Source organism: Variovorax paradoxus (assembly GCF_024734665.1).
Lineage (GTDB): Bacteria > Pseudomonadota > Gammaproteobacteria > Burkholderiales > Burkholderiaceae_C > Variovorax.
Map to the genome: position 1 here is coordinate 332,010 of NZ_CP102931.1, position 18,885 is coordinate 350,894.

14 protein-coding genes are annotated in these 18,885 nt (G+C 67.3%); 10 read left to right on the forward strand and 4 right to left on the reverse strand.

The annotated features are described in order from the left end of the window. Positions 1-94 precede the first annotated feature (94 nt). Positions 95-466 carry a YXWGXW repeat-containing protein gene (locus NWF24_RS01570; protein ID WP_093057657.1) on the forward strand — a complete coding sequence of 124 codons (372 nt, stop codon included), beginning with the start codon at positions 95-97 and terminating at the stop codon, positions 464-466. Positions 467-516: 50 nt separating this feature from the next. Here the strand turns inward: NWF24_RS01570 and purU are convergent, their stop codons facing one another. Further along, on the reverse strand, positions 517-1,374 hold the full coding sequence (purU, locus tag NWF24_RS01575; RefSeq protein WP_258352701.1) for a formyltetrahydrofolate deformylase: 858 nt from the start codon (positions 1,372-1,374) through the stop codon (positions 517-519). A 70-nt stretch (positions 1,375-1,444) separates the two neighbouring features. On the opposite strand from purU, the gene NWF24_RS01580 reads away from it, so the two are divergent. The 4 genes from NWF24_RS01580 to NWF24_RS01595 all read left to right on the forward strand — a co-directional run bounded on the left by NWF24_RS01580 (position 1,445) and on the right by NWF24_RS01595 (position 10,603). Then, positions 1,445-2,779 carry an aminotransferase class III-fold pyridoxal phosphate-dependent enzyme gene (locus NWF24_RS01580; protein WP_258352702.1) on the forward strand — a complete coding sequence of 445 codons (1,335 nt, stop codon included), beginning with the start codon at positions 1,445-1,447 and terminating at the stop codon, positions 2,777-2,779. Positions 2,780-3,256: 477 nt separating this feature from the next. Next, entirely contained in the window at positions 3,257-3,775 is a 519-nt protein-coding gene (locus NWF24_RS01585; protein WP_258352703.1) for a hypothetical protein, read from the forward strand. A gap of 14 nt (positions 3,776-3,789) precedes the next feature. Then, complete coding sequence (locus NWF24_RS01590; RefSeq protein ID WP_258352704.1) at positions 3,790-5,202, forward strand: CsgG/HfaB family protein; 1,413 nt, start codon at positions 3,790-3,792, stop codon at positions 5,200-5,202. Between the two features lie 73 nt (positions 5,203-5,275). Beyond that, complete coding sequence (locus tag NWF24_RS01595) at positions 5,276-10,603, forward strand: beta strand repeat-containing protein (protein WP_258352705.1); 5,328 nt, start codon at positions 5,276-5,278, stop codon at positions 10,601-10,603. 69 nt (positions 10,604-10,672) lie between these two features. On the opposite strand, the gene NWF24_RS01600 is transcribed toward NWF24_RS01595, so the two are convergent. Then, positions 10,673-11,542 (reverse strand): ChaN family lipoprotein, encoded by an 870-nt coding sequence (locus NWF24_RS01600; RefSeq protein ID WP_258352706.1) that lies wholly within the window; start codon positions 11,540-11,542, stop codon positions 10,673-10,675. A gap of 301 nt (positions 11,543-11,843) precedes the next feature. Between NWF24_RS01600 and NWF24_RS01605 the strand changes: the two genes are divergently transcribed. The 4 genes from NWF24_RS01605 to NWF24_RS01620 are packed head-to-tail and all read left to right on the forward strand — an operon-like array spanning position 11,844 to position 15,996. Next, positions 11,844-12,353: a Csu type fimbrial protein gene (locus NWF24_RS01605; protein ID WP_093059963.1), complete on the forward strand. Its 510-nt coding sequence runs from the start codon at positions 11,844-11,846 to the stop codon at positions 12,351-12,353. A 13-nt stretch (positions 12,354-12,366) separates the two neighbouring features. After that, complete coding sequence (locus tag NWF24_RS01610; RefSeq protein WP_258352707.1) at positions 12,367-13,152, forward strand: fimbrial biogenesis chaperone; 786 nt, start codon at positions 12,367-12,369, stop codon at positions 13,150-13,152. 37 nt (positions 13,153-13,189) lie between these two features. Next, positions 13,190-15,499, forward strand: coding sequence for a fimbria/pilus outer membrane usher protein (locus NWF24_RS01615; protein ID WP_258352708.1), 2,310 nt, complete (start codon positions 13,190-13,192; stop codon positions 15,497-15,499). Further along, on the forward strand, positions 15,466-15,996 hold the full coding sequence (locus NWF24_RS01620) for a spore coat U domain-containing protein (protein WP_258352709.1): 531 nt from the start codon (positions 15,466-15,468) through the stop codon (positions 15,994-15,996). The genes NWF24_RS01615 and NWF24_RS01620 overlap by 34 nt, the downstream gene beginning before the upstream one ends. Before the next feature lie 24 nt (positions 15,997-16,020). Here NWF24_RS01620 and NWF24_RS01625 read toward each other — a convergent pair whose 3' ends face one another. Next, positions 16,021-16,299, reverse strand: a complete 279-nt coding sequence (locus NWF24_RS01625) for a BTH_I0359 family protein (protein WP_176929076.1) — start codon at positions 16,297-16,299, stop codon at positions 16,021-16,023. Positions 16,300-16,446: 147 nt separating this feature from the next. Further along, positions 16,447-17,637 (reverse strand): DUF3108 domain-containing protein, encoded by a 1,191-nt coding sequence (locus NWF24_RS01630; RefSeq protein WP_258352710.1) that lies wholly within the window; start codon positions 17,635-17,637, stop codon positions 16,447-16,449. Positions 17,638-17,778: 141 nt separating this feature from the next. Here NWF24_RS01630 and NWF24_RS01635 point away from each other — a divergent pair, with 141 nt between their 5' ends. Then, the gene (locus tag NWF24_RS01635) at positions 17,779-18,855 is read left to right on the forward strand and encodes a fumarylacetoacetate hydrolase family protein (RefSeq protein ID WP_258352711.1); all 1,077 of its coding nucleotides are present in this window, start codon (positions 17,779-17,781) and stop codon (positions 18,853-18,855) included. The last annotated feature ends 30 nt before the right edge of the window (positions 18,856-18,885 follow it).

Here is an 18,885-nt window from a genome sequence, read left to right on the forward strand (position 1 = left end):
AGAGCTTTACACAAGACTTCGTGCATTGCTTACAGGCGGTTCACATGGACTGGGCAGCATGAAGGCTCCTCCAACAACTCATGAGGAGTCCTTCATGAAAAAACTCGCATTGGCTCTTTCCGTCGGCGCTGCATCGCTTCTGTCGGTGGGCGCATTGACTGTTCCCACGGCCGCGCAGGCGCAACCCGTGGTCATACAGGTGGCGCCGCCCCCTCCGCGCTCCGAACGCGTGCCCCCGCCGCGCCGCGGCTATGTGTGGGCGCCGGGGCACTATGAGTGGCGCGGTGGGCGCCATGTTTGGACCCGCGGCGTCTGGGTGCGCGCCCGTCCGGGCTATGCCTACCGTGCGCCGGAGTGGCGCGAGGAAGGCGGGCGCTGGCAGTACAACGCAGGCCGCTGGGATCGTGACGGCGATGGCGTGCCGAACCGCTACGACCGCCGGCCGAACAACCCGAATCGCAACTGACGCTGAGCGGGATGCATGCCTCCCAAGTGGAGGCATGCTTTTTTGGAGGCCTAGCGGAACACCACCGTGCGGTGTCCGTTGAGCAGCACGCGGTGCTCGCTGTGCCACTTCACCGCACGCGCCAGCACTTGGCTCTCGGTGTCGCGGCCGCGGGCCGTGAGGTCTTCCACGGTGTCGGTGTGGTCGGCGCGGGCCACGTCCTGCTCGATGATCGGGCCTTCATCGAGGTCGGCCGTCACGTAGTGGGCGGTGGCGCCGATCAGCTTCACGCCGCGGTCGTGTGCCTGGTAGTAGGGCTTGGCGCCCTTGAAGCTGGGCAGGAACGAGTGGTGGATGTTGATCGCGCGGCCGGCGAGGTTGCGGCACAGGTTGTCGCTCAGGATCTGCATGTAGCGCGCGAGCACCACGAGTTCGGCGCCTTCGGCCTCGATGATTTCAAGCTGCTTCGCCTCGGCCTGCGCCTTGGTCGCGGCCGTCATCGGGATGTGGTGGAAGGGCACGTTGTAGCTGGCGGCCAGCTGGTAGAAGTCGCGGTGGTTCGAGATGATGGCTCGCACGTCGATGGCGAGCAGGCCGCTCTTCCAGCGGAACAGCAGGTCGTTGAGGCAGTGGCCTTCCTTGCTGACCAGAATGACCGTCTTCATAGGCTCGGCGGCGGCGTGCAGCTGCAGCGTCATGCCGAAGCCGGCGGCGAAGGTCTTGAGCTCTTCGCGCAGCGTGGCTTCGCTGTGGTCGCTGCAGGCGAAGCGCACCCGCATGAAGAAAAGACCCGTGTCGTGGTCGTTGTACTGGGCGGCCTCTTCGATGTTGGCGCCGCGTTCGAGCAGGAAGCCCGAGACGGCGTGCACGATGCCCGTACGGTCGGGGCAGGAGAGGTTCAGGATGTAGGCAGGCGTAGTGGTCGTCATCAGGGGCGTAATTGTGGCAGGGGTGCCAGAATCGCGATTTTCCCCGTTGATATAACCGCAGGAGACACGCATGGCCTTCCAGGACTTCAACATGGACAACCAGTGGTTGCCCTTCACCCCCAACCGTCATTTCAAGAAGGACCCGCGCGTCTTCGTGGCGGCCGACGGCATGGAGTTCACCACCCATGACGGCAAGAAGGTGATCGACGGCATCTCGTCCCTGTGGTGCGTGGGCGCGGGCCATAACCGCAAGCCCATCAACGAAGCCATCAAGAAGCAGCTGGACACGCTCGACTACGCCACCGCCTTCCAGGTCAGCAACGACAAGGCCTTCAAGGCGGCCGAGATGATCGCCTCGCTCGCGCCCGGCGACCTCAACAAGGTGCTGTTCTGCAACTCGGGCTCGGAAGCCGCCGACACTTCGATGAAGGTGGCTCTGGCCTATCACCGCGCGCGTGGTGAAGGCCACCGCAATGTGTTCATCGGCCGCGAGAAGGGCTACCACGGCGTGGGCTTCGGCGGCATGTCGGTGGGCGGCATTCCGGGCAACCGCAAGGTGTTCGGCTCGGCCTTCCTGCCGCGCGTGGACCACATGCGCTTCATCCACGACCCGGTGAACCACGCCTACATCCACAACGAGGAGCCGGTGTGGGCCGAAGACCCGCTGGTCGAGCTCGAAACCCGCATCCTGCCGCTGCACGATCCGAGCAACATCGCCGCGATCATCGTGGAGCCGGTGGCCGGTTCGGCCGGCTGGTACCTGCCGCCCAAGGGCTATCTGAAGCGCCTGCGCGAGATCTGCGACAAGCACGGCATCCTCTTGATCTTCGACGAGGTCATCACCGGCTTCGGCCGCATGGGCACCAACTTCGCGTCCGACTACTTCGGCGTGGTGCCCGACATGCTGAACTTCGCCAAGTGCGTGACCAACGGCGTCATTCCGCTGGGCGGCGTGATCTGCCGCGACAAGCTCTACGACGCGATGATGAAGACCGACGCGCCCGAGCACGTGGTCGAGTTCTTCCACGGCTACACCTACTCGGGCCACCCGGTGGCCTGCGCCGCGGCCATTGCCACGCTCGATCTCTTCAAGGAGGAAAACCTGTTCGCGCGCGCCGGCGAAATGGGCAAGGTGCTGGGCGATGCCTTCCACAGCACCTTCAAGGGCCTGCCCAACGTGGTCAGCATCCGCAGCCTCGGCCTCGCCGCGGCGGTGGAGCTCGCGCCCATCGCGGGCACGCCGGGCAAGCGCGCCTATGAGGTCTTCCTCGATTGCTTCCACAAGGGCGCTCTCGTGCGGCCCGCTGGCGACGTGCTGGTGATCGCGCCGCCGTACATCGTGGAGAAGTCGCACATCGACACGCTGGTGAACACGCTGGCGGACTCGATCAAGGCACACGCCTGAGCAAGACGGCAGCGCCTTCGTGAGCCCGAGATCACGAAGGCGCTTTGCCGGCCGTCGCCAAGAAAGTCGACGAAGCATTTCTTCTGCTTTGACAGAACTCGGCGAGCGCTTCACGCTTCGGTCCTCACTAGAAGAACGGGGGACGAAGATGTCGAAAAACATCGAGCGATGGGTGAGCCGGCCACTTCCTGCGGGTCGCCAGGTCGCTCTCGTGATGGTGACGCTCGGCTCTGTCACCGCCTGGTTGTTGTTCTGGTTCGGCGACTAACCTGACCTGCCGAAGCGCACGCTTGCGCGCGCGCGTGCGACCCCTGCGGCCTGCGCGGGCCCTTGGGTTGCCATCCTCATTTCTACCGGTTCCCGGGATACCTCCTACCGGTTCCCGGGATACCGGTCGTGGCCGCCGATCCCTAGCATCCCCTCCCGAAACGTAGCACTTATGAGTTCATCAAGTGCGTCTTCCAGAGAGGGACCGTCATGCAACGTGTATTTCTTATGGCATTGGTGTGTGCGCCTTTGGCTGCACTCGCCAACAACGTCGGCGAGAACGCCGCATGGCAGTTCCAGACCAGCACCGACAAGGTGAACCAGGCCGCGATCCAGGACATGATCCGCAAGCAGAAAAGCGGCTACTACTCGGCGCCGGTCTACAACACGACCAACAACATCGGTCGCCAGTACAACTGCAACGTCTCCGCGACCTCCACGGGCAACGACGGCAACAACAGCACGGTCGCGAATTCGCCTTCCACTTCGGGCGCAACTTCGAGTGCATCGGGCAATGACAGCCGCACCGCAGTGGGCACGCTCGGCGGCGCGACGGTGGGCACCACGCAGGCCAACTCCGGCGCTGTCGGCTCGGCCATCGTCGGCGGCACCAGCACGCAGGTGCAGGGCGCGGCCAACCAGGCGCTGAACTCGAATCAGAGCAACTCGGGTGCGCAGACCGCGAGCGTCGGCGGCAGCTCGGCGTGCGCGTTCGGCGTGCTCAATTGAACGAGGCACGCGACATGCAATTCCCCATCACCCGCACCTTCGCGCTCGCAGCCATCGCCACGGTGGCGCTCGCTGGTTGTGTCTCCGCTCCACAGCAACGCTTTGCGCCCAACGAGGCGCCCGTGGTGCTCGGCCCCGCGGTGCGCGACAACGTCACGCCGATGGAGGCGGTGCTCGCCTGCTACGCCGACCACATCGCGGCCACGCGGCGCCCGGCCATCGTCATCGGCGTGGGCGACGTGAAGGACTACACCGGCAAGTACAGCATCAACGAAGGCAATGCCATCACGCAGGGCGGCGCGCTGATGGTGTATTCGGCACTCGGCAAGCTCGGCGGCGCGGTGAGCATCGCCGAGCGCTTCGATCCGGTGATCGCCGAGCGCGAACTCGCGTACGCCGACCGCCGCCAGCTCGGCGACGGCCGCACGCACCAGGTAGGCGGCCCCAACGGCGGGCAGGCGGTGCCGTGGCTGCCGTACTTCGGCGGCACGATCAACAAGTCTGATTACTTCATCGTCGGCGGCATCACCGAGCTCAACTACAACATCAACTCGGGCGGCGCGGAGTTCGCGGTGAACCAGGTGGGCGTGAAGGCGCGCACCTTCAGCCAGTCGGTGAGCGTGGACCTGCGCATCGTCGACACCAAGTCGCTGATGGTGGTGCGCACGGTGAGCCTCACCAAGCAGTTCAACGGCTACGAAGTGGGCCTGAACGTGTTCCGCTTCTTCGGCAGCAAGCTGTACGACGTGGACATCGGCGCCAAGGGCCAGGAGCCGGTGCAGATGGGCGTGCGCGCAGCGCTGGAAGAGGGCGTGGTGCGGCTCATGGCGGCCGTCACGCAGGTCGACCACCGGCCCTGCATGACGATGCGTCCGGGCGGCGGCGAGCAGATTCCGACCGTGCCCGCGGCCGACCTGCGCAAGGTCGACAACCCGGGCGATGCCACCGTGGGCGGCGCGGCCGTGACCTCGCCCGTGGTGCAGAGCGGCGTGGCCGTCAACGCCGCGGGGCAGGGCGGCGCGCGCCTCACGGGTACGGCAACGCAGGTGTCCTTCGACTTCGGCGCGACCACGCTCGGCGGCAGCTCGCTCGCGCTGATCGACCAGATCGCGGGCCTGGCCAAGAAGGGCTCGACCGACATCGTGCTGGTGGCGCGCGACACCGAGAACTGGGACGCCCGCAAGCGCGACGAGCTCACCGACCAGCGCATCGCCGCCGTCACCTCGGCCCTTGCCAACCGCGGCGTGGCGCCGGGTGCCATCAGCCTCACATGGCGACCCGATGCCGCCGACACGTCGATCCACCGCGATGGCCCGGGCCTGCAGGAGATCGCCAAGCTGCGCATCGGCAGCGCGGTGGTCGGCGGCGCGGCGCCCGCTCCTTCACCTTCTGCTTCTTCTTCCGACGGCGCAGTCAAGGGCGATTGACCTGCTGTTCCGCGCGCATCGCGCATCCACTTTCCGACCCAGACCGCTTCCACAACATCCGAGGAGTCACGCCATGAAAGCACGCAAGATCCAGAGCCGGGCCACACGCGCGCCCATGTTCAGCCGCAGCAGCATCGGCACGGCAGTCGCGATGGCGCTGATTGCAGCAGCCTCCGGCGCACAAGCCGCCGAGACCTCGGTCGATGCCGCCTACAACGGCACCGTCACCGGCACGCCGACGATCGACAAGCAGATCAGCAATACCGGGGCCGTCAACGCCACCATCACCAGCGCCACCGTGGGCACGACCTCCACCGGCACGCCGTCGAACCCCAACCCCGTGGCGATGAGCACCAGCGGCAACCTGGTCGGCGCGACCGCCACCGGCAACAGCTTTGCCAACAGCATCCAGCCGGCGCCCGGCACGCCGGTGAACAACGCCGCCACGCTGGGCGTGGCGATCAACACCGGCACGATCAACAGCTCAGTGATCAGCAGCAAGCTGGCGGTGGAATCGAGCACGCTGCAGACAGGCAGCGTGGTCAACGCCGACAACACCATCTCGGCGACCACCACGCTCAACAGCGGCAGCTCGGTCGTGTCGGGCGCCGCCGCAGTCGGTGCGCTGCCGCAGGCCGGCACCTCGGTGCTGACCTACCCGGCGGGCGCACCGCTGTTCGATGCCAAGGGCAACATCGTGGTGACCTCGCTGCAGTCGGCCACGGGCGCAAGCTCCAACGCGCAGGTGCTGGGCAACACGGTCGACCTGATGCTGACGGCGAGCCCGGGCATCACGCTGACCACCGCTGCCGTGCTCGAACGCAATTCGATCTCGGCGGTGCTCAAGGCCAACAGCGCGACCAGCACGGCCGAAATCCAGTCGGGCGGCGCGCCAGCCTTCGCCGGCTCGGCGGTGGTCGCGAACCTGCAGGCGAACGGCAACGGCATCCTCGCCGTCACGCACAGCGCAACCAATGCGAGCTCGGTGATCACGGGCCTCGTGAGCGGCGTGCCTGCCGGCGGCTCCAACGTGCTGCAGGGCTCGCTGTCGGTGCAGGGCAATGCGATCTCCAGCGCGGCCACGGGCAACGAGGCGCTGGGCGCCACGGCCGGTGTGGCAGGCAACCGCATCCTGATCGACGACGTGACCATCGCGGGCACCGGCACGGCCGCCACCGCAGCCAACAACAGCATCCACAACGGCGTGGGCGTGACCAGCAACGTCAACAGCGACTTGGCCATCGTCAACAGCCAGGGCAACATCGGCGTGACCACTTTCGCCCAGACCTCGGGCGCTGAGATCCGCGCCGGCGTGCAGTCGAGCAAGAACAGCCAGGTCACGCTGTCAGACAACAGCATCACGGCGGACGCCACCGGCAACACGGCGTCGAGCGCCATTGCCAGCGGCAAGAACGCGGCCTCGTTCACCGGCACTGCTGCGGTGTCGAATCAGCAGGCCAATTCCGCGGCGGCGGCGACGGCGTTCCTGTTCCCGTCGGTCATCTCGGCGCAGACGGGCGAGTCGCCCGGCACGGGGCAGACCAGCGGCAGCTCGGTCACCGTGTCCGGCAACACGTCGGCGGCCACCGCACAAGGCAACCAGATCACGCAGAGCCTGGCGATTCAGGCGGCCACGGTGGCATTGGGCAACGGCAACGCCGTGCTCACGGGCGGCACGAACTCCGACGGGCGCGTGTCCGCCAGCGGCGCAGCGACGCTCACCAACCTGCAGGGCAACTACAACGGCAGCGGCCCCGCGGCGCTCAACTTCGGCTCGCAGATTCTGCTGACCGCCAGCGGTGGCGGCGCACCGGTCGCGAACAACACGCTGGCGCTGACCGACAACCGGCAGGAAGCCGTGGCGGTCGGCAGCGGGGCCACCAACACGCTCACGCTCACCGGCAACTCGGTCGGCACGGGCGCGGGCATCGCGAGCGTGCAGATGTCCGATGCAACCTCTGGTGCTGGCGCGGCGTTGTTCAATCCCGAAGCGCGCATCGCGGTGAACGGCAACGTCACCGGCGGCTCGGTCGCGCTCACCGACAACCTGCAGCGCGCCATTGCCTACGGCAATTCGGCGTCGAACACGCTGGGCGTGAGCGCGGGCAACCTGGCCGCGGCGCCAGGCCCGTTCCTGGGCACGCCGGCCTCGACCGTCACGGTCGATGTACTCAGCGGACTGCCGTTCAGCAACGCGGCCGGCGCCCTGCCGACGGTGACTGCGGCCTACGGCATCCTGAACGACCAGTCGGTGCAGGGGAACATCGGCAGCTCGGCCACCGGCCCCAACACTTTCTCGGCGACCGTCAGCGGCAATGTCTCGGCCGCCAGCGTCGCGAACAGCGACAACGCCTTTGTCGCAGCCACCTACGGCAACGACGCGGCCAGCGGCGTGACGCTGGGCCTGAACAACGTGAGTGGCTCGAATGCCTCGATTGCCAACGTCACCAACACGCAGGCGGTGGCGGGCGCGGGCACGGTCATCGACGCCACGGCGGCAGGCGGCATCGTGGCGCGCACCACGGTCACGGGCACGCTGAGCAACGGATCGGTGTCCAGCTCGGACAACGCGGCGCAGGCGCTGGCCTACGGCAGCCGCGCCACCGGCAACACGGTGAAGGTGACGGGCAACAACATCGACACCTCGGGCCTCTCGCTGGCGGGTGCGACGCTGACGGGCAACGTGCTCGCCACCACCGCCGCCTTCAGTGTGCAGAACGCGCAGTCGGGCCAGGGCACGGTGTCGGCGCAACGCAGCGGCGGGCCTGAAGTGCAGACCACCGTCACCGGCGCCATCAGCAACTCGAAGGTGGACGCCAGCGGCAACACCACGCTGGCCGGCGCGACCAGCAACAGCGCCGTCAACGGCGTGAGCGTGGATGCGGTCGGCGTCTCGACCACTACCGCGGTGCAGAACCTTCAGCTCACCAGCGCCGCGGTCAGTTCGCTGACCGGGCAGGAAGGTGCGCTGCTCAACAACAAGGACGGCGTGCAAGTGGTGCTGGGCGGCGCAAGCATCCAGAACTCGCAGGTCACTGTGGACGGCAACGCCGCCGGCGGCTCGGCCACGGGCAACGCCGCCGTCAATCGCATCGACGTGAAGGGCAACACCATCGCCGTGGGCGACGGCTTGCCGCTTGCCGGCGCGACCAGCCTCGCGGGCCTGGCAGGTGCGGTCGGCGACCATGCGCTGTCGAGCATCCAGCTGGTGACGAGCCCGACGATCTCTTCCAAGGTGGCGGCCGCATTCGGTATCGACACGGCGGTCGGCGCGGTGGTCTCCGGCTCGACGCTGAGTGCCTCCGGCAACACGCAGAGCGCGAAGGCCGTGGCCAACACGGGCAGCAACGCCATCGCGCTCGCGGCCACCGATGTGTCGGCCCGCTCGGCGCTGCTGTCTGCACAGGGCAGCACGGCGGCGGTGGAGTCGCGCTCGTTCATGCAGGCCTTTGCGCCGGCCTCGGTGACGGGCGCGTCGGTGAAGCTTTCGAACAACAGCAACTCGGCGCTGAGCGTGATCAATGACGTGGACAACAAGGTCGCCGTTGCGGGTGGCTCGTCCGTCGCGTCTTTCGTGCCCGCGATCATTCTCCAGGGTGCGCTGCCAGGCAACACCGCCGCGGTGGGCGACCAGGTGCTGGTGAACCGCCAGTCGGCCGGAACCTCGGCCACCAGCACCGCCGACACCGCGATCTACAACGAAGACAGCCTGGTGCCCGCCAACGCAGGCCTGGTCAACAGCAGCTTCACCGCCTCGGGCAACACGACGTCCTCGGAAGCTGCGGCCAACCGCGCGACGAACGCGGCCTCGCTGACCGGCGGCGCATCGCAGTCGGCCAAGACCGCGGTGCTGAATGCGCAGGACAGCAACGCGACCGTGGCAGCCAACGCCAACAACGTGACGAAGCTCACGCTGACCGGCCCCAACGCGCTCACCGGCAGCAGCGCCACGCTCGACGGCAACAGCACCAGCGCAGCCGCCACCGGCAGCGCCGCGACCAACAGCATCGACGTGAAGAGCAGCGCCATTGCCGGCAGCACGCCGTTGCCGGCCGTGGCCGCAGCCGGCCCGGCGCTGTTGGTGGCAGTGACGGCAGACCACGCACTGGCCAACGTGCAGATGGGCACCGGGACCGTGTCGGCCACCGCGACGGGCATCGTGGGCATCGACACGGCACCGGCATCCATCGTCGGCACCTCGACGCTGGGCGTGACGAACAACAGCCAGAGCGCGAAGGCCGTGGCCAACACGGCGCTCAACAGCGTGACGCTGGCGGGCTCGAACGTGGGAGCGCGCTCGGCGCTGCAGTCGACGCAGTCGGGCACCGCCGCGGTGACGGCAACGTCCACGCAGGAGCTGTTCGCGCCGGCCGCGTCCACCGCATCGACGGTGCGCCTCTCGGGCAACAGCAACACGGCGCTGGGCGTGATGAACGACGCGACCAACACGCTGAGCGTGAGCGCGGTCAACACCCTGCCGCTGGGCTCCACGGGTTCTGCCACGCTGAACGAGACCGGCAGCGCCGACAACGTGGTGGCCACCGGCGACCACGTGCTGTCGAACCGCCAGTCGGCCGCATCGACGGTCAGCAGCACGGCCAGCACGTCGATCCACAACGACGACAACGCCGCACCCACGCCTGGGCTGATCAACGGCGCGCTCACCATCTCGGGTAACAGCACCTTCGCAGAGGCTTCGGCCAACCGCGCGACCAACACTGCCACGGTGGCGAGCAGCGCGACGCAGGGCGCCAGCGTCGGCATCGTGAACGTGCAGGGCAGCACGGCCGGCGTGACCGCGACGGCCAGCACGGTGGCGAATGCGACGCTGACGGGTGCGGTGCCGCTCAACGGCAGCAGCATCTCGCTCGACGGCAACACCACCGCCGCCCTGGCGCGTGGCAATGCGGCGACCAACGTGCTCGAATCCAGCGGTGGCAGCAGCTACGGCGGCGCGGCCACGGTGGGTTCGTCGAGCCTGGTCGGCACGCCGCTGGCGCTCAACGTCGGTGCGAGCGCAGCGATCCTCAACAGCCAGAACAACTCGGGTGCGGTGTCGGCCACGAGCGTGGGTACGAGCTACCAGGTGGCGCTCAACAGCACCGGCGCTGGCGTGTCGAACGGCACGGTCGGTGTCACGGGCAACACACTGGCGGCGCAGGCCGTCGGCAACAGCGCGACCAACCGCCTGACGCAGACGGCGCTGAACACCGGCGCCCCGAGCGCGGCCATCGGCAACTACCAGGTCAACACCGGTGCGGTGACGGCCACGGTGACGAGCGTGAACTTCGGGGTCGGCGTCTCGGGCGCGGTGGGCAACAGCACGCTGCGCACCACGGGCAACCAGATCACGGCGTCTGCGACGGGCAACTCGGCGGTGTCGGCGATTACCTCGCGCTGAGCTGCCGTGTACTGAAAGAAAAAGCCGCGGGCCTTCGGGCTCGCGGCTTTTTTCTTGTCGATGGGGCGCTCAGGCTTTCGGTTGGGGTCTTGCCTGCCGCTTGAACTCTGCGCAGTAGTCTTTTTCGGGCAGGGGCGGTGTCCGCCATGTGCGGTCGTAGTCGCCCGCCACCGCTTCGGGCGAAGGAGCAGCCGGCGCGGCCATCAGCCGCACCGTGGCGACCTTGACGTCGTCGGGCAGGTGCTGCGGCACGCCGAGCGTGCGCACGGCGTGGCCGGCTCCGGCGATCAGCAGCACGGTCTGGCCCGGTCGCCGCGCCTTGACGATGGCCTGCGCCATCGCGCGGTCGCGGCCCACCTGGATGCGCGTCATCGGGACGATCTGCGACTCGGGGAGCATCCTGCAGTGCCCATCGCGTACGGCGTCCTGCTGCGCGGTGTAGGCCTCGCCGTTGAGCTGCACGTCGAGCGAGACATCGGCCATGGCGTCTTTCATGCGGGCGCGTGGCAGGTTGGCGCCGACCACGGGCACGCCCGCGCGCACGGCGGCCATTACCGCGGGGCCGTAGCTGGCCCAGGGCCAGGCCTTGTCGCTCCAGTCGAGGGCGGCCTGCACCTGCGCTTCGGTGGCGGTGGGGGCGACATGCGCGGTGCTGCGGCCTTCCTCCGCCATCTCCAGCGCCAGCGCGGCGAGATTGCCGCGAGCGACCAGCGCCTCGACGGCCTCGCGTTCGATGACATGGTGTTCGGGCGCATCGTGCTGCTCGCCGAGCAGCAGGGCATCGACCGGCTGAAGCGCCGCGACACGGCGCGCGATGGGGGCGTCGGGCGCATCGGCGCCGGAAGAAGACAGCGCCGAGCAACCCGTGAACGCCGTGACGGCGAGCAGAGGGAACAGCAGGAATCGGGAGGCCCGGGTGGGCCAGTTTGGAGGAGGCATCGCGCGATCGTATGCCCTGGGCACGCGCACGCGGTGCCGTCCATTTCCCCCTGTGCCTGTCGTCCGTGCCCTCCCGCTTTTTTCGTTCGCGCGCTGGCCAGGCAACCGCCGCCGAAGTTCCGGTGGATTTACCGCTGAACACCTCTGAAACCTTTATCTGACAGCCTGCTAATTTTTTACCAAGTCTTTGGGTTTACTCGGCCCGTCGCGAAAAGTCATACCAAAGACCACATGTGACTCGCGATACGGGCCGGATATCCATCTATCCGGAGGTTCAATTTCCGACACTTACGGGGTAGATATGAATAACTTGAGACTCGGTGGCGCCATTGCCACTGCCCTGGTGGCGCTTGCCGTGCTGCCGCTCCAGTCCGCGCACGCCACGACGGCCACCACGACCTTCAAGGTGACGGCCACGGTGCTCAGTTCCTGCGCCATGGCCACGCCCGACACGCTCGCGTTCGGAAGCTTCACCCCGGGCACTGCGCTCACCGGCGCGACCTCGTTCACCGTGCAGTGCACCTACGGCACCACCTACTCGCTGGGCATGAGCGCAGGCACCAGCGGCTCGGTGACGGCCCGGACCATGACGAGCGCCACGGCGACGAGTGGCTACAACAGCCTGTCGTACGGTCTCTACAAAGATTCCTCGTATGCGACCAACTGGAGCAACAGCACGACGGGGTCGGACTACACCGGCACAGGTTCGGCCGTGACCCATACGGTCTACGGCAAGGTCCCGGCCGCCCAGTACGCCGTGGCGCCCGCAACGGACTACACCGACACGATCACCCTGACGCTCACCTACTGAGCGTTCACGGTCCATGTCCCTCGATTGGGCTAAGCGCCAGCTCCTGCCGCGCGCGGCGATCATCCTCGGTTCGGCGGCGGCGATGGCCGTCTCGGCCGTTCCTGTCGACGTTCGGGCCGCGAGCATCCAGATCGCTCCGGTCCGAGTCGTGCTGCAGCCCAACCGGCCGGTTGCTTCGCTGGTCGTGACCAACGACGGTGCCAGCGAGATCTCGATGCAGGCCGAGGTCATGAGCTGGGCGCAGAAGGATCAGCAGGATGTCTATGCGCCTACGCGTGAGGTGCTGGTCAACCCGGCCATCTTCCGGATTCCGGCCAATGGCCGGCAGATCGTGCGCCTCGGCCTGCAGGTGCCTGCGCTGGCCGACGAGCGCAGCTACCGCATCTTCCTGAGGCAGTTGCCGCGCGACAAGACGCTGCCAACGGGGACCGAGGGGGCGGGCGCTGAATTGCAGACGCTGCTGCAACTGGTCTTGCCGATCTTCGTGCCTCCTTCGTCCCCTGCGGGAGCGCCTTCGGTCGCGTGGCATCTGGGCGCGTCGGCGCTGACCATCGACAACCTGGGGCGCGAGCACATCCAGATCACGCAAGTCACCGTGCGCCATGCGGATGGCAGCGAGCTCTTGCGCCAGCGGATGTCGGTCTATGTGCTGCCGCAGCAAAGCGCCAGGCTGCCGGTCCTGCTGCCTTCGCTGCCGCCGGGCGCCAGACTCCAGTTCGAGGCGCAGGCGGACTCCGAAGTACCGCTCTCTCCCGTCTTCCTGCAAGTCCCCGGTGCGACGGCTGCAGCGGCTCAGTAGCCTGGTCGCTTTCGCTTGCTGGCTGCCGGTGGCACACATGGCGCAGGCCCAAGTGATTGCAGACGATCAGGCGTTCACCCCGCTGGTCATCGACGTCGAAGTCAATGGCACGGCAGAGGGGCCTGCACGCTCTGCGCTCCGGCACGGGGGCAAGCTGTTGTTCAGCCGTGCCGACTTGCAGGCGTGGCGCGTCATCGTTCCCGCCCAGGCGACGGCCGTGGTCGAGGGGGCCGATTACTACGACCCCGCTGCGTTGCCCAATGGCAGCGTGGCGCTGGAAGAAAGCACGCAGACGGCGCAAGTGCGCTTGCCGGTGACGGCATTCGTGGCCAGTGCACTCACCGGCAAGGCCGCGAACCGGCCGTCGCCGACGCCCTCGGTCAATGCCGCCTTCGTCAACTACAGCATGGCGCTGCAGCACGACAGCAACGGCACTGCCGCATCAGGACTGCTCGACAGCACGGTTTCGGGCCAATGGGGATTGCTGGCGAACAGCGTGCTCGTCGGCCAGTCGGCCTATCAGAATGCGACGGGCCTTTCGTCGCTGAGCAAGATGGTCCGGCTCGACAGCTACTACCGCTACGACGATCCGGATCGCCTGACGCGGCTGACGGTCGGCGACGCCATCACGCAGAACGCCGCGTGGTCCACGCCGTCGCGCTTCGCCGGGGTGCAGTTCGGCACCCAGTTCGGGTTGAGCCCCGGGTACATCAGCTATCCGGTGCCGTCGCTCACGGGCGGATCGGCCGTCGCATCGACGCTCGAGGCCTATGTGAACAACACGCTGCACTATCAGGGGCAGGTCGATTCGGGCCCGTTTTCGTTGAGCAACGTGCCGGTGCTCAGCGGTGCGGGTGAGATGAGCTTCTCGGTGTCCGACGCGCTGGGCGTGCGCCGCACCGTCACGACGCCCTACTACGTGAGCACGAATCTGCTGCGCGCGGGCTTGTCGGACTACTCGGTCAACGTGGGGTGGAGCCGCCTCAACTATGGCCTTCAGAGCAATGACTACGGCAGCCCGTTCGCTGCCGGCAACTGGCGCCGCGGACTCAGCGAGACGGCCACCATGGAACTGCATGGCGAGGCCGGCGCGCAGGTTCAGGTCGCCGGCGCCGGCCTGACGTGGGTGTGGGCACCGCTGGGGGAGTTCGGACTGCACGGCGCGGCCAGCCGCTCGCAGGACGCGGGCAGCGGAACGCTCGGGCGTGTTTCGTTCGCGCACATCGCTCCTGAGTGGAGCTTTTCTGCAAGCCGGCAATCCGCCAGCGCAGGCTTCATGCAGGTTGCCTGGCTGGACAGCCAGACGCACACGACCGGGCAGACGCAGCTGTTCCTGGGGCGATCCCTTGGCCGCCGCTATGGCAGCCTGGGCCTGGCCTACACGGCATTGCGCTACAGCGGTGGCGACGAGGCCAAGGTGCTGTCGCTCAACCACTCCATTCAGCTCGGTGCAGTGTTCCTGAACACCTATGTGGCGCGCACCGACTCGGGCGCCACGGCGAATCGCCAGCGCGTCGCCTCGGTCGGCGTGAGCCTGACCCTTCCGCTGGGCGACCGGCAGACCGCATCGGCCACGACCGACCGGCAAAACGGAAAGACCACCACCACGGTCGATGTCAGCCAGGCGACGCCGAGCGATGAGGGGCTGGGTTGGCGCGTCGTGGCCTCGAATGGCGAGACAAAGCGCACCCAGGCCGAAGCAACCTGGCGAACCCCCTATGCGAGCTTCAACGCGCAGGTCGTCGACCTCAACAAGGAAACCAGCGCCAGGGTGCTTGCCGAGGGCTCACTGGGCTATACGTCGGGCATGCTCTTCGCGGCTCAGTCGTCCAGCGACGGCTTTGCGCTGGTGACGGTGCCCGGCGCGGCCGGCATCAAGATCTACCGGGAGAACAACCTGGCGACGACGACCGACGGCGAGGGGCATGCCCTCGTGACCGGCCTGCGCGCCTATGAGCTGAACAAGATCAGCGTGGACAACGGCGACCTGCCGATCTCGGCGCAGGTGCACTCCGACGTGCTGCAGGTCGTGCCGTCGTACAAGGGCGTTGCGGCGGCCACCTTCGACATCTCGCGCGAACTGAGCGCCACGATGCAGATCCGGCTGCCTGACGGCTCGCCGCTGCCGGCTGGCATCGACGTCATCGGCGAGAACCGTCCGTCTCCATTAATCACCGGCTACGGCGGCACGTTGCAGCTCGATCGCCCCCGTGCGGGCGAACGCTTCGAGGCGAATTGGCGTACAGGCCATTGCAGTTTCACGGTCGGCCCCATTCCGACCGCCGGCACGTTGCCACAAATCGGGCCCTACACATGCGAAACGATGCTTCCACCCACGGCGCGCTGATCTGGGTTGCTGGTCTGATTTGCGCGCTGGCTGCCACGCCGGCACATGCGACATGCACGTCGACGGGCCTCGGGACGCCGACCTGTTCGGCCACCATCAGCGCGACGGCCCTGAGCTTCGGAAACTACAGCGCGGCCACGACGAGCGCCACCACAAGTACCGGCACCATCACGGTGGCGGCCACGTTTTCAGGAAGCATCTTCGGAACCAGCACCTTGAGCTATACGGTCAGCCTGAGTGCGGGGAATTCGGGAACGACCACGAGCCGCTACATGAGCTATGGCAACTACACCCTGAACTACAACCTGTACACCAGTTCGACCTATGGAACGGTCTGGGCGACCAGCACGGTGTCGGGCAGCGCGTCTGCCTCAGGTGGGTTCGGGACCAGGACGGCAAGCACCACGCACACGGTCTACGGTCGCCTGCCCGCCGGCCAGTACACGGCTGCGCCGGGCAGCTATACCGACACCATCACGGTGACCGTGACCTACTGAGTTGTTGTTTCCGGGGTTTTCGGCTCAGTGCACCAAGACGGGGGTGTGGGCCAGCTCGGCGTAGCCTTCGAGCGTGTCTTCGACTTCTTCCTGGGTGGGGGTGTTGAGCTGCCAGGCGGCGATCTGCTGCTGGAACAGTTCGGCCCAGGAGCCGTCGAGGTACACCTCCTTGCCCGAACGCTTGTCCACGATCTCGAAGCCATGACGCTCCAGAACCGGCACATTCGGCTGCGCGGGCTCCTCGCCTTCATTGGGCTGCACGTGTACGACGACGAAAGACTCCGAGTCATAAAGCATGTTCATGGCGGGCCCTGTGAGTATGTCGATGGCGTTCATGGGGTTTAGATAGCAATCAACGCGCCAGTTTCAAGATAGGTTGTCTATTTGTAAAACCAACAGGCTAATCGGCATATCTCCAGGACCTTTTGCTTCGATAGTGTGACTTTCTCCTCAATTTGAGGGTCCCGCGGGTAGGGGTTTGCGCAATTGGGCGTCAGCGAAGTCCCCGTTGGGCTCCGTTTGCCTGATGCGTACGGGCAGATAGCCGTAGGCTGGCGCAAGCCAGAGCTCCAGTTTTCTATCGAAATCCCGGCGCGGGTTGCGGGTGAGTTTGCGCGCGGTGTATTCGCCGGCCGGGAGGGCTATCTTTTCCTCTTCGCCGACCACGAAGACCCAGACGTCGGCATCGCGCGGCCCCACGGTCTGGACCGAGATCCGGGTGCCCGCCGGATAGCGGTCCGGGCTGGCCGCCAGCAGGCCGCCGAGCTGCATCATGACGCTCATGCGGTCCTGCGCGCCAGCCAGCAGCGGCACGGGGGGCGTGTTGTTGCTGAACACGATCTGCCCCTGGTCGCGCACGAAATGCGACGCCACCTCGGCCTTGCGGCTTTCGGAGTACCGCTCGGGCTCTAGGCCGGAGGGGCCGATGCGGCCGGTGCTGTGCCAGTTGAGCAGGGTGAAGAACACCGCCTTGAGAGTCAGCCGCCCGTCGTAGCGGGTGCCGTCCTGCAGCCAGACGAGCTCACCGAATACGCCCCGCTGGGGCGACGCTCCCACCTGGCCGGTGGCTTCGAAATCGAGCGTGACCGAACCGGGGATCCTCAGCGCCTGGGTGCCGGCGATGGTGCCCGAGGCTTCGCTGCCGCCGGCCGCCTTGGTGCTGGTGCCCGTGCCACCAGCAGGGGAAGATGCACCGGCAGGGGCGCTGGCGGCTGCTTCGGGCGGTGCTGCTCCTGAATCGGGAGCGGCCTGAGCCGTCAGGTCGGGTGTTTCTGGAGCAGGGGGCACGGAAGCGTCTGGCTCCGGCGCTGCCGTAGCGGCTGCGGGAGCCGGCTTCGGACGGGGCACCGACGCCTCGCGGGGCCGTCGCGGCTTGGGCGGCGGCGCCGGCTTGGCTTCCGCCGGGGCGGCAGCCGGCGCCGCGGGCTTTTCGGAAGCCGGCGGCGCGATCACGATCGTCCGCGTGCTGAACTTGCTCGCCAGTGGCGAGGGTTCCGGCCCGATGGCCACCGGTGCCAGCCCGAGCACCAGCAGGTGGATCAGCGCCACCAGCAGCGTCAGACCGATCAGCACCCGCCACGACGGACGCCCGGGCAGGCCGGGAGGCAGCAAGGAAGAAGGAGGGGCGACGAGCGTCGACATCAGTGTGTGGAGTGAGGCGCCGGCCCGGAGGTTCACCAAGACCACCTCGGTACACTGCCGCCCGTTCAACCAGTTTAAGTGGGAGCGGCGCCTGGCCTTGTGTACGCGCCGTGTCCCGCGCCATCACGCACGCACCGCATCATGAAACTCGCCACCCTGAAGGACGGCTCGCGCGACGGCCAGCTCGTCGTTGTCTCGCGCGACCTCACGCTCGCCCACTACGCCACCGGCATCGCGAGCCGGCTGCAGCAGGTGCTGGACGACTGGGGCTTCATGAGCCCGCAGCTGCAGGACCTGTACGACTCCCTCAACACCGGCCGCGCGCGCCACGCCTTCCCCTTCGATCCGTCGATGTGCATGGCCCCGCTGCCGCGCGCCTACCAGTGGGCCGACGGCTCGGCCTACATCAACCACGTCGAACTGGTGCGCAAGGCGCGCAACGCCGAGGTGCCCGAGAGCTTCTACAGCGATCCGCTGATGTACCAGGGCGGCAGCGACGACTTCCTCGGCCCGACCGACGACGTGATCGTGCCCAGCGAAGCCATGGGCATCGACTTCGAGGCCGAGATCGCCGTCATCACCGGCGACGTGCGCATGGGCTCCACGCCCGACCAGGCGCTCGACGGCATTCGCCTCGTGATGCTGGCCAACGACGTGAGCCTGCGCAACCTGATTCCGGCCGAGCTGGCCAAGGGCTTCGGCTTCTTCCAGAGCAAGCCCGCCACCGCCTTCAGCCCCGTGGCCGTGACGCTCGACGAGATCGGCGAGGCCTGGCAGGACGGCCGCGTGCACCTGGCGCTGCAAAGCAGCTGGAACGGCCGCAAGGTCGGCATGTGCGACGCCGGCCCGGAGATGACCTTCCACTTCGGCCAGCTCATCGCTCACATCGCCAAGACGCGCAACGTGCGCGCCGGCAGCATCGTGGGCAGCGGCACCGTGAGCAACAAGGGTGTGGAAAAGAACGGCCACATGGACTGGCCCAAGGGCTACTCGTGCATCGCCGAGAAGCGCTGCATCGAGACCATCCAGACCGGCCAGCCGTATACCGACTTCATGAAATTCGGCGACACCATCCGCATCGAGATGAAGGGGCTGGACGGGCGTTCGCTGTTCGGCGCGATCGACCAGGAGATCGTGTCGACGGCCGGGCGACCGAAGGAGGCGCCGGTGTCGTTGGTGAAGCCGCAGGGCGGTCTGGAAGAAGCAGCTGAAGATTGAGCGGCTTGACCTTTCAAGGTCAATACTTCT

Excerpts from the sequence above, each read along its gene's own strand:
- NWF24_RS01570 (WP_093057657.1), top strand. The coding sequence starts at position 95 with ATGAAAAAACTCGCATTGGCTCTTTCCGTCGGCGCTGCATCGCTTCTG.
- purU (WP_258352701.1), bottom strand. The coding sequence starts at position 1,374 with ATGACGACCACTACGCCTGCCTACATCCTGAACCTCTCCTGCCCCGAC.
- NWF24_RS01580 (WP_258352702.1), top strand. The coding sequence starts at position 1,445 with ATGGCCTTCCAGGACTTCAACATGGACAACCAGTGGTTGCCCTTCACC.
- NWF24_RS01585 (WP_258352703.1), top strand. The coding sequence starts at position 3,257 with ATGCAACGTGTATTTCTTATGGCATTGGTGTGTGCGCCTTTGGCTGCA.
- NWF24_RS01590 (WP_258352704.1), top strand. The coding sequence starts at position 3,790 with ATGCAATTCCCCATCACCCGCACCTTCGCGCTCGCAGCCATCGCCACG.
- NWF24_RS01595 (WP_258352705.1), top strand. The coding sequence starts at position 5,276 with ATGAAAGCACGCAAGATCCAGAGCCGGGCCACACGCGCGCCCATGTTC.
- NWF24_RS01600 (WP_258352706.1), bottom strand. The coding sequence starts at position 11,542 with ATGCCTCCTCCAAACTGGCCCACCCGGGCCTCCCGATTCCTGCTGTTC.
- NWF24_RS01605 (WP_093059963.1), top strand. The coding sequence starts at position 11,844 with ATGAATAACTTGAGACTCGGTGGCGCCATTGCCACTGCCCTGGTGGCG.
- NWF24_RS01610 (WP_258352707.1), top strand. The coding sequence starts at position 12,367 with ATGTCCCTCGATTGGGCTAAGCGCCAGCTCCTGCCGCGCGCGGCGATC.
- NWF24_RS01615 (WP_258352708.1), top strand. The coding sequence starts at position 13,190 with ATGGCGCAGGCCCAAGTGATTGCAGACGATCAGGCGTTCACCCCGCTG.
- NWF24_RS01620 (WP_258352709.1), top strand. The coding sequence starts at position 15,466 with ATGCGAAACGATGCTTCCACCCACGGCGCGCTGATCTGGGTTGCTGGT.
- NWF24_RS01625 (WP_176929076.1), bottom strand. The coding sequence starts at position 16,299 with ATGAACATGCTTTATGACTCGGAGTCTTTCGTCGTCGTACACGTGCAG.
- NWF24_RS01630 (WP_258352710.1), bottom strand. The coding sequence starts at position 17,637 with ATGTCGACGCTCGTCGCCCCTCCTTCTTCCTTGCTGCCTCCCGGCCTG.
- NWF24_RS01635 (WP_258352711.1), top strand. The coding sequence starts at position 17,779 with ATGAAACTCGCCACCCTGAAGGACGGCTCGCGCGACGGCCAGCTCGTC.